Here is a 9,725-nt window from a genome sequence, read left to right as displayed (position 1 = left end):
CCGGCGGGCGCAGGGTCTCCGGGGAGTCCACGCCGATGCGCTTGAGCGGGATGCCGTGCCACAGCTGCACGACGAACCCGCCGGACACGGCGTAGCGGTTGACGTCGCCGAAGCCGTGCGTGATCACGATCACACGGGACCTGGCCGTGCGCCAGAGCCCGGCCACGGAGTGCTTGGGGAGGGTCCGGATGCCGCGGGCACGGGCATCCTCCGCGTCGCGCTCGCCGTCGACGAGCCAGACCGCGTCGATGTCCTCCTCGGCGGCGACCTGCCAGAGTGCGAGCGCGCCGTCGCCGATGCCGCCGCCGCAGCCGAACACCCAGAGATCCCGGGTGCGGGGCGTGACCAGAGTCAGCAGGCGTCCGGCGATGTACAGCGGAATCCGCAGGAGCTTCGCCGCGTTTCCCGCACCGAAAGAGAAGGACGCCACCCCGCGAGCCTATCGCGGGGCGGCGTCCTTCTCCTGGCCGGACGGTCAGCCGGTGAAGGTCCCGAGGGTCACCTGCGCCGTGTTGGACTGGCCGTCGCGCGTGTAGACGAGCTGGGCCTTCGCCCCGCCCGCGAGGGCGCGCACTTGGGCGGTGAGGTCCACCGAGTCGCTCACCGGTGCCCCGTTGAACGAGGTGATGACGTCGCCCTTCTGCAGGCCGGCCCTGTCGGCCGCCCCGCCTGCGGTGACCTTCTCGATGTAGGCGCCGGTCGTGGTGGCGCCCTGGATCGACGCCGCGTCCGCGACCGTCGCGCCGAGCAGCCCGTGGGTCGCCTTGCCGTCCTTCATCAGGTCGTCCGCGATGCGCTGGGCGATGTCGGACGGGATCGAGAAGCCGACGCCGATCGATCCGGCCTGGCTGGTCGAGGAGCTACCGGTCGACGCGATCGCCACGTTGATGCCGATGAGCTTGCCGTCGCTGTCGACGAGGGCCCCGCCGGAGTTGCCGGGGTTGATGGCCGCGTCGGTCTGCAGCACCGCGATCTTGATCGAATCGGTGGCGGACTGCTGCGACTGCCCCTGCCCGAAGTCGAAGTAGAACGGGCTGCCGCCGTTCTGGCCGCCGTTGCCGTCGTCTTGCGAGCCGCCGTTCGGCGCCGCCGACGATGCGATCTCGATCGACCGGTTCAGGGCGCTCACGATTCCGGTGGTCACCGAATTCGACAGGCCGAGCGGCGCGCCGACGGCGACGGTCTCGTCACCGACGTTGAGCTTGCCCGAGTCGCCCCACGAGATCGGCGTCAGGCCGGAGGCGTCCTTCAGCTTGATGACCGCGAGGTCGTACGTCGGGTCGGTGCCGACGACGGAGGCGCTGTAGACGTGACCCGTCGACGTGGTCACCGTGATGCTGCCGCCGGAGGTGGCCCCGTCGAGCGTGACCACGTGCGTGTTCGTCAGGATGTAGCCGTCCTTCGAGAGGACGACGCCGGACCCCGTGCCCCCGGAGCTGCCGGCGGACACGTTGATCGTCACGACGCTCGGCACGACCTTCGCCGCGATCGCGGTCGTGTTGTTCACGCTCGAGGTGTCGTTGACGGTGACGGTCTGCGGGGCCGAGACGCCGTTCGCCGAGTTCGTGCTCCACAGGTTCGCGCCGGCCCAGGCGCCGCCGAGTCCGGCGACACCGCCGACGACGGCGGCTGCGACGAGCAGAGCGGCGATCCGGGTCGCGCCGGACTTCTTCTGTCCCGCACCGTCCGCGTCATGCCGGTACTGCGGCTGACCCGCGTCGCCCGCGCCGCCGGGCAGTCCGAAAGCCTCGCCGGGGTAGGACTGGTGGGCCGGGTGCGGCACCGTGGCCGGGTAGACCGGGGGCAGTGGGTGCGCGGCAGCGTGGTGGCCATACTCCGGCGGGATCGGCTGGGTCGCCGCGGCCTGCTGCGCCGCCACGGACGCGGGCACGGTCGGTGCGGTGGGAGGGGTGAGAGGCACAGTCGGCTGCTCGGGCTGCGGCGCGGGTGCGCCGGCAGCGCCGGTCTCAGCGGCTGCGGCATCCTGCGCGGCGGTCTGCCCCTCGTGCGGGAGATCTTCCGGGCGGAAGCCCTGGTTGTCGCTCATTCGTGCTCCTTCTGGCTGGCCGTCCCAGCATGACTGCGGATTCTGTGTGCTCTATATGCCGACAGTGCGATCACACTATGCGAGTAGCGTGGGGGTTGTGCGAGATGCGACTTCGGTGACGGGCGCCTGGCGTCGCGCCGCCGCCGGTGCCGGGCTGCTGGACCCGGACGGAACCGTCCTCCCCACCATCTTCGCCGAGATGAGCGCCCTCGCGGGCCGCACCGGCGCGATCAACCTCGGTCAGGGCTACCCCGACGAGGACGGTCCGCTCGTCGTGCTCGAGGTCGCGCGGGAGGCCATCGCGAACGGCGTCAACCAGTATCCGCCGGGCCGTGGCATCCCCGATCTGCGCCTCGCGATCGCCGAGCACCAATCCCGCTGGTACGGCCTGCACCTCGACCCGGAACGCGACGTGCTGGTGACCGCGGGCGCGACCGAGGCGCTGAGCGCCGCTCTGCTCGCCCTCATCGACGGCCCCGATGACGAGGTGGTCGTCTTCGAGCCGTTCTACGACTCGTACGCGGCCTGCGTCGCCCTCGCCGGCGCACGGCTCGTTCCGGTGCCGTTGCGCCGCGATGCCACCGGATTCGTCCCCGATCCGGACGAGCTGACGGCCGCCGTGACCGACCGCACCCGCATCATCCTCGTCAACGATCCGCACAACCCCACCGGCGCCGTGTTCAGTCGGGAGGTGCAGCAGCACATCGTCGCGTTGGCCGAGCGGCACGACGCCCTGATCGTCACCGACGAGGTGTACGAGCACCTGCGGTTCGGCACGACGCACGTGCCGATCGCCACGCTTCCCGGAGCGTGGGATCGGACCCTGACGATCTCGTCGGGAGGCAAGACGTTCTCGACGACCGGCTGGAAGATCGGCTGGATCAGCGGACCCGCGGCGCTCATCGACGCCGTGCTCGCCGTGAAGCAATTCCTCACCTACGTCAACGGGGCGCCGTTCCAACCCGCCATGGCGACGGGACTGCGCCTGCCTCACGCGTACTTCACCGGCGTCGCCGAGGGCATGCGGGCCAAGAGCGAGGTGCTCGGCACGGGGTTGCGGGCCGCCGGCCTCGACGTCATCCGCACGCACGGCACCTACTTCACGGTCGTGGATGCCGCGCCGCTCGGGGCGACGGATGCCGGTGACTTCTGCCGTTCGCTCCCCCATCGCGCCGGGGTGGTCGCCATCCCGCTCACCGCGTTCGTCACGCCGGGACATCGGTCCGAGTACGCGACGCTCGTGCGGTTCGCCGCGTGCAAGCGCGTGGAGGTGCTGCGGGAGGCGGCATCCCGCCTCGCCGCCATGGCCTGACCGGTGGTCTGACGGGTCGTCAGAGCGCCGTCACGCCGAACCGCCGCAGCTGCAGCACCGGGTTCACGCGACGCACCTCGGCGACCTCCGCCGGGTCGAGGAAGGCGACCGCGACATCCGTGCGGGTGCCGAGCTCCGCCCGCGTGACACCCTGCGGATCGATGATCACCGCATGGCCGACCCCCACCGGCGGGGTGTGGTCGGCGGCCGCGACGAACACGGTGTTCTCGATGGCCCGCGCGTGCAGCAGAGTGCTCCAGTGGTGCTCCTTGAGGGGCCCCCGGACCCACTCCGACGGCACGAGCACCACGTCTGCGCCGGCGTCCACGATGCGCCGGGTGACTTCCGGGAAGCGCAGGTCGTAGCAGGTCATGATCCCGAACGTCAGGCCCGCGACGGTGAACGTCCGGGGCGCCTCGATCGCCCCCGGTTCGATCCAGTCCGACTCCCGCTGGCCGAACGCGTCGTACAGATGCAGCTTGCGGTACACGGCATGGACACCGGACGCGTCGACCGCGACGACGGTGTTGCGGACGCGCTGGGCGTCCTCGGCCTCCTCGACGAGGCCCGCGACGATCGTCACCCCGTGCTCCGCCGCGAGCATCGTCAGGGCGATGACGAACGCGCCGTCGAGGGGCTGCGCGTGTTCGCGCAGCTGCGCGTCGAACGGGTCGCGGAACCAGTTCGAGTACTCCGGCAGCACCACGACGTGTGCGCCGCGCCCCGCGGCCTGCGCCACCAGGTCGGCGATCGCCTCGAGATTGCGCGCCTCGTCGTCGCCGGGCGCGAACTGCGCCACCGCGACGCCGACGGAACCGGATGCGGTGTTCTCACTCACTCGGCCATCCTCCCAGGAATGCGAGAACGGCGCCCCGTACGGGACGCCGTTCTCTTTTGTTGCGGGGACAGGATTTGAACCTGCGACCTCTGGGTTATGAGCCCAGCGAGCTACCGAGCTGCTCCACCCCGCGGCACGTTTAAAAGCCTAACACACGCCGCGAGGTGCCCCGTTCACTTCTTCTTCTGCTGCGCCTCCAGCTGCATGAGCTGCTGGATGTCGGACGTGAGACGGGCATCGGCCTCGCCGTACGCCGTCCAGTCGCCCTTCTTCAGCGCCGCCTCGCGGTCCGAGATCGCCTGGGCGGCATCCTGCAGCAGCGCCTGGAAGGCGGTGCTGTTCTCGGTGCCGGTGTTGCCGCCGGTGTTCGGCGGGGTCGACACGGACGGGCTCGGGGACGCGCTCGGGGTGACGCCCGAGTCGCCGGTGTTGGCGCCCGAGTTGCCGCCGAACAGGTCGTCCAGGGCCTCGGAGAGCGTGTCCGAGAACGCGACCTTGTTGCCGAAGGCCACGAGCACCTTCTGCAGGGTCGGCAGCTTCGTCGCGCCCGACGACTGCACGAAGACCGGCTGCACGTAGATCAGACCACCGCCCACCGGCAGGGTCAGCAGGTTGCCCTTGAGCACCTGCGAGTCGCCCTGTTTCAGGAGGTTGATGAACGACGACACGTTCGGCTGCGCGTCGAAGGTGTTCTGCACCTGACCGGGACCGGGCACGGGCGTGTCCGCGGAGATCGCCAGCATCCTGAGCTTGCCGTAGTCCGCCGCCTTCTTGCCGGGCGTGCTTCCCGCGTTCGAGTCGACCGCCAGATAGCCCATCAGCACGTTCCGGGAGGTGCTCGACGAGTTCGACTGCGGGATGAAGGTGGTGAAGAGGGAGTACTGCGGCGCGGACTGGTCCGGCATCTGCAGGATCTGGTAGTACGGCGGCTGGAACCTGGTCTGGTCCTGCGGGTCGTTCGGCGTCACCCAGCGGTTGTCGCTCTGGTAGAACGACTGGGCGTCGTCCACGTGGTAGACGCCGAGCATGGCCCGCTGCACCTTGAAGAGGTCGGTGGGGTACCGCACGTGGCTCATCAGCTGCTCGGACATGTCGCCGAGCGGCTTGACCGTCGAGGGGTAGATCTTCTCCCACGTCTTCAGGATCGGGTCCTTGTCGTCCCACGCGTACAGCGTCACCTTGCCGGAGTACGCGTCGACGGTGGCCTTCACCGAGTTGCGGATGTAGTTGATGTCGTCGAGGGCGTAGCGCGGAGCCGGGTTCGACGAGTCGGCGATCGCCGATGACAGGCTCACCGTCGACGCGTACGGGTACTGGGCGCTCGTCGTGTACCCGTCGACGATCCAGACGATGCGGCCGTCGACGACACTCGGGTACGGATCGCTGTCGAGCGTCAGGTAGGGCGCGGCCTTCTGCACGCGGACCATCGGATCCCGGTCGTACAGGATCTGCGAGTCCTTGTTGATGGCGTCGGAGAAGAGGATCTGCTCGGACTGGAACTTCATCGCGTAGATGAGTCGGTTGAACCAGTTCCCGATGTTCGGGCCGCCGTTGCCGGAGAAGGTGGTCTTCGTCTCGGCCGAGCCGTTGGAACCCGAGGGGTAGTCCAGCTCGATCGGGGTCGTGCCCTTCGGGGCCCCCACGATCGAGTAGGCCGGGGAGTTCTCGCCGAAGTAGATGCGCGGCTGGTACTTCTCGTCGTTGGTCAGCGACCCGGTGGTGGGGATGCCGCGCTCCAGGAACACCGGCTTGCCGTCGTCGGTGCGCTGGTTGCCCTTGGCCACGACGATGCCGTAGCCGTGGGTGTAGATCATCGTCGTGTTCTGCCAGGACGCTGCGTTCCCGAGCGCGGAGAGATTCAGCTCGCGCACCGACGACACGGCATCCTGCGTCTTGCCGGCGACGTCGTAGCGGTCGACGTCGAGCGGATCCTTGAACTGGTAGTACGAGCGGTACTGCTCGAGCTGCTGCACCGTCGGGCTGATGATGGCCGGGTCCATGATGCGGATCTGGCTGGTCGTTCCGGCATCCTGCTTGAGCTGGCCCGCCTTGGCCGTGGTGGTCGCCGCGAAGTTCGTCGTGGCGAGGTCGCTGATGCCGTACGCGGTCTGGGTCGCGTCGATGTTCCGCTGGTAGTACTTCGATTCCAGGCTGAGCTGGTTGGGCTTGACCTCGACCACGTTGACGATCCACGGGTAGACCATGCCCACGACGAGTCCGGACACGATCAGCAGCGCCGTCGCGATGAGCGGGTAGCGCCAGCGCCCGATGATGGCGGTCACGACGAACAGGATCGCCACGATGATCGCGGCGATCGCGAGGATCGTCTTGCCGGGGATGACCGCGTTGACCTCGGTGTAGCCCGGGCCCGTGATGCGGTCGGCCGGCTCCACCATCGTCTTGTACCTGTCGATCCAGAGGCTGACGCCCTGCAGCAGCAGGTAGAGCGAGGCCAGCACGGCCAGCTGGATGCGGGCCGCCCGCGAGATCCGCAGCTCACGCTGCCCGATGCGCACCGAGCCGTAGAGGTAGGTGACGACCGCGCTCACGAGCAGGCACACGAGCACCACGGCCGACGCGAACCCGAGCAGGGAGCTGTAGAACGGGAGCGCGAACATGTAGAAGCCCGTGTCCAGGTGGAACTGCGGGTCGACGGTCTTCGTCGAGACGCCGTTGAGCCAGAGAGCCGTCGTCTCCCACTGGGAGGACGCCGCGAATCCGGCGAAGAAGCCGAAGAAGATCGGGATGCCCCACATCGCCAGGCGCCGCAGCGGCTCGACGACCTCCTGGTAGCGGTTGAGCTGGAAGCTGAGCCGCGCGTACACCGGCCGCAGCCGGTAGGCCAGCTGGATCGCCAGCCACAGCGGCACCGCCATGCCGAGGAACCCGATGACGAACATGAGCAGGCGGGCTCCCCACTCCGTCCCGAGCACACGGGAGAAGCCGAGCTGGCTGTACCAGAGCCAATCCGCATACAGGTTCGCGAAGATGAAGAACGCCACGACCAGGGCGGCGAGCACCACGAGGGTGATCGCGACCACACGGCGTGAGCGGCGGGGAGGGGCGGGCGTCGGCGCAGGGGACGAAGTCACCCCTCCATCCTAGGTTCGGCATCCGACACGCCCGGCCGGACCTGCCGGGCCGAGGCTGCTACTTGGCCGTGCAGGTGGGCAGTCGGCCGAGGCTCCCGCCGTCGGCGATCGTGGACAGCACCCGGAGGGAGTCGTCGAGCGTCTTCACCGAGAAGACCCGCAGGCCGGCCGGGACGTGCCCGACGACCTCGTCGCAGTTCGACGCCGGTGCGAGGAAGTAGGCGGCTCCGGCATCCTTCGCGCCGTACAGCTTCTGCCGGATGCCCCCGATCGCGCCGACGGTGCCGTCCGCGGTGATCGTGCCCGTGCCGGCGACGTTCCGGCCGCCGTTGAGCTTGCCCGGCGTGAGGTCGTCGATGATACCGAGCGCGAACATCATGCCCGCCGACGGTCCGCCGACGTTGTCGAGCTGGATGGTCACATCGATCGGGAAGTCGTAGTCCGTGGTGAGGATGACCCCGATGAGCCACGCCGCATGCCCGTCGACGGTCTGCCTCCGCGGCGTCACGGAGACGTCCTGGGCCTTGCCGTCGCGACGGATCGTGAGCGACACGGGCTTCCCGGCGGACCCGGCGACGATCCGGCGCAGCACGTCGGCATCGGTCACGGTCGTGCCGTCGGCGGCGAGGATCACGTCGCCCGACTTCACGATTCCCTTCGCCGCGGAGTCGCCGGTGAGCGAGTACACCTCGAGCCGCGGATGCACGTCGTAGCCCAGGTGGCTGAGGGCCGCCGCGGTGGCCTCCTTCTGCGAGTCGACCATCATGGCCGAGTTGGCCTGGTCGAGCTGCGTGCTGGACACGTTCGGCGGATAGATCTCGTCGAGCGGCACCACCGCCTGCGACGACTGGAACCACGCCGAGGCGAGCTCGAGCCAATTGGGCGTGCGCTCCGGTGTGCCCGCCACCTGCACGGTGAGCATGTCGAGGGTTCCCGACGTGGGGTACGTCCGGGCTCCCCTGATCGAGATCAGGGGCACGTCCTTCCCGTTGGCGTCGGCCGAGGTGCCGAGGGTGTTGAACACCGGCCCGGGCTTCTGGATCACGTACCCGGTCGGCAGGAACGACATGACCAGGATGGCCACCAGCGCCACGGTGAGGGCCCACAGCCCGACCACCGTGCGACGCGTGCGCGGCCGCTTCGGCGCGGGGGTGATCGTCACGTTCTCATCGAACAGCGCCACGGAGAGCCTTCCTTGTTCCGGGCCCCGTTCGCGAGCGGCGTACAGCAGTCACCGCGCACCCCGCTGCGGGAGCGATCCGTGCGACTAGCGTAGATGCACGACCCCCCACCATTGCTGAAAGGCGGCAGACGTGGCCGATGACGACGACCGCGGCGACGACCGCGAATTCGAGGACATTCTGCGTCAGCTGTTCGGCGGCTCGTTCGACCCGAGCACGATCGATCCGGCGCAGCTCGAGGAGCTCAAGCGCATGGGTGTCGACCCGTCGATGATGCAGGCGGCCATGCGCCAGCTGCAGGAGACCATGCGCAACGCCGGCGAGTCCGGCATCGACTGGGATGCGTCCAAGCGCGCCGCCCTGCACCTCGCGAACCAGAGCGACCTGAGCGTCTCGTCGGCCCAGCGCGGCGGATTCGACCAGGCGTTCACGCTCGCGACGCTGTGGCTGAGCGAGTCCACCACCATCTCCGAGCTCGCGACCGCGCCGGAGAGCATCACACGCGGTGCGTGGGTGGAGGCGACCATGCCCGTGTGGCAGGAGCTCGCCACGCCCGTCGCGACGAGCATCGCCGACGCCCTGACCACGGCGATCGGCGAGCAGGCGCCGGAGGAGATGCGCGACATGCTGCAGGGCGCGAGCCGCATCATGCGAACGATCGGCGGGACGCTGTTCGCGGGCCAGCTCGGCCACGTCGTCGGCGAACTCTCCAAGGAGGTGCTCAGCGGCGGCGACGTCGGGATCCCGGTGATGCCCGCCGGGCGGGCGGTCATCCTGCCGCTGAACGCCGCGGACTTCGGACGGGACCTCGAGATCCCGCAGGACCAGCTCGACCTGTATCTGGCCACCCGCGAGCTCGCGCACGCGCGACTGTTCCGCCACGCGAAGTGGCTGCGCCTGCACGTGATCGCCCAGGTGACCGACTTCGCCCGCGGCGTCGAGATCGACATGAGCGCGATCGAGGACGTGGCCTCCCGCTTCGACCCGAACGAGCCCGAGGAGTTCCGCGAGGCCATCCAGAACGGCGCCCTGCTGCCCGAGCGCACCGAGGCGCAGAAAGCCGCCCTCGCACGCTTGGAGAACCTGCTCGCGACGATCGAGGGCTGGGTGGAGGTCGTGACCGCGGATGCCACGGCCCGGATCCCCGCCTCCGAGCGCATCGCCGAGGTGGTCCGCCGCCGTCGCGCCGTGGGCGGACCCGGCGAGCACGCGCTCGGGACGCTCGTGGGCCTCGAACTGCGTCCGCGTCGCATCC

Annotated in this window: 7 protein-coding genes and 1 tRNA gene; 2 read left to right on the top strand and 6 right to left on the bottom strand. The window is 69.4% G+C overall.

Going from position 1 to position 9,725, the window contains the following annotated elements:
* Together VJR25_RS16030 and VJR25_RS16025 are read right to left on the bottom strand one after the other, a co-directional pair.
* On the bottom strand, nucleotides 1–430 hold a 430-nt coding region (locus VJR25_RS16030), incomplete at its 3' end, for a CDP-glycerol glycerophosphotransferase family protein (protein WP_324116826.1).
* Between the two features lie 45 nt (nucleotides 431–475).
* Complete coding sequence (locus tag VJR25_RS16025) at nucleotides 476–2,047, bottom strand: S1C family serine protease (RefSeq protein WP_324116825.1); 1,572 nt, start codon at nucleotides 2,045–2,047, stop codon at nucleotides 476–478.
* Nucleotides 2,048–2,144: 97 nt separating this feature from the next.
* Here VJR25_RS16025 and VJR25_RS16020 point away from each other — a divergent pair, with 97 nt between their 5' ends.
* Nucleotides 2,145–3,359 (top strand): aminotransferase class I/II-fold pyridoxal phosphate-dependent enzyme, encoded by a 1,215-nt coding sequence (locus VJR25_RS16020; RefSeq protein ID WP_324116824.1) that lies wholly within the window; start codon nucleotides 2,145–2,147, stop codon nucleotides 3,357–3,359.
* A gap of 19 nt (nucleotides 3,360–3,378) precedes the next feature.
* On the opposite strand, the gene VJR25_RS16015 is transcribed toward VJR25_RS16020, so the two are convergent.
* The 4 genes from VJR25_RS16015 to VJR25_RS16000 all read right to left on the bottom strand — a co-directional run bounded on the left by VJR25_RS16015 (nucleotide 3,379) and on the right by VJR25_RS16000 (nucleotide 8,472).
* Complete coding sequence (locus tag VJR25_RS16015) at nucleotides 3,379–4,197, bottom strand: carbon-nitrogen hydrolase family protein (RefSeq protein ID WP_324116823.1); 819 nt, start codon at nucleotides 4,195–4,197, stop codon at nucleotides 3,379–3,381.
* Nucleotides 4,198–4,256: 59 nt separating this feature from the next.
* Nucleotides 4,257–4,330 (bottom strand) — tRNA-Met (locus VJR25_RS16010).
* A gap of 40 nt (nucleotides 4,331–4,370) precedes the next feature.
* Nucleotides 4,371–7,289: a UPF0182 family protein gene (locus VJR25_RS16005; RefSeq protein WP_324116822.1), complete on the bottom strand. Its 2,919-nt coding sequence runs from the start codon at nucleotides 7,287–7,289 to the stop codon at nucleotides 4,371–4,373.
* Between the two features lie 58 nt (nucleotides 7,290–7,347).
* Nucleotides 7,348–8,472 carry a YlbL family protein gene (locus VJR25_RS16000; RefSeq protein WP_324116821.1) on the bottom strand — a complete coding sequence of 375 codons (1,125 nt, stop codon included), beginning with the start codon at nucleotides 8,470–8,472 and terminating at the stop codon, nucleotides 7,348–7,350.
* A gap of 130 nt (nucleotides 8,473–8,602) precedes the next feature.
* On the opposite strand from VJR25_RS16000, the gene VJR25_RS15995 reads away from it, so the two are divergent.
* A partial coding sequence (locus VJR25_RS15995; protein ID WP_324116820.1) for a zinc-dependent metalloprotease occupies nucleotides 8,603–9,725 on the top strand: 1,123 nt, incomplete at its 3' end.

The sequence above is a fragment of the Microbacterium sp. genome (assembly GCF_035277845.1).
Lineage (GTDB): Bacteria > Actinomycetota > Actinomycetes > Actinomycetales > Microbacteriaceae > Microbacterium.
This window is presented reverse-complemented; position numbering and strand designations above follow the sequence as displayed.

Bases quoted from the DNA above. Each gene is read 5' to 3' on its own strand.
- VJR25_RS16025 (WP_324116825.1), bottom strand. From the start codon at position 2,047: ATGAGCGACAACCAGGGCTTCCGCCCGGAAGATCTCCCGCACGAGGGG.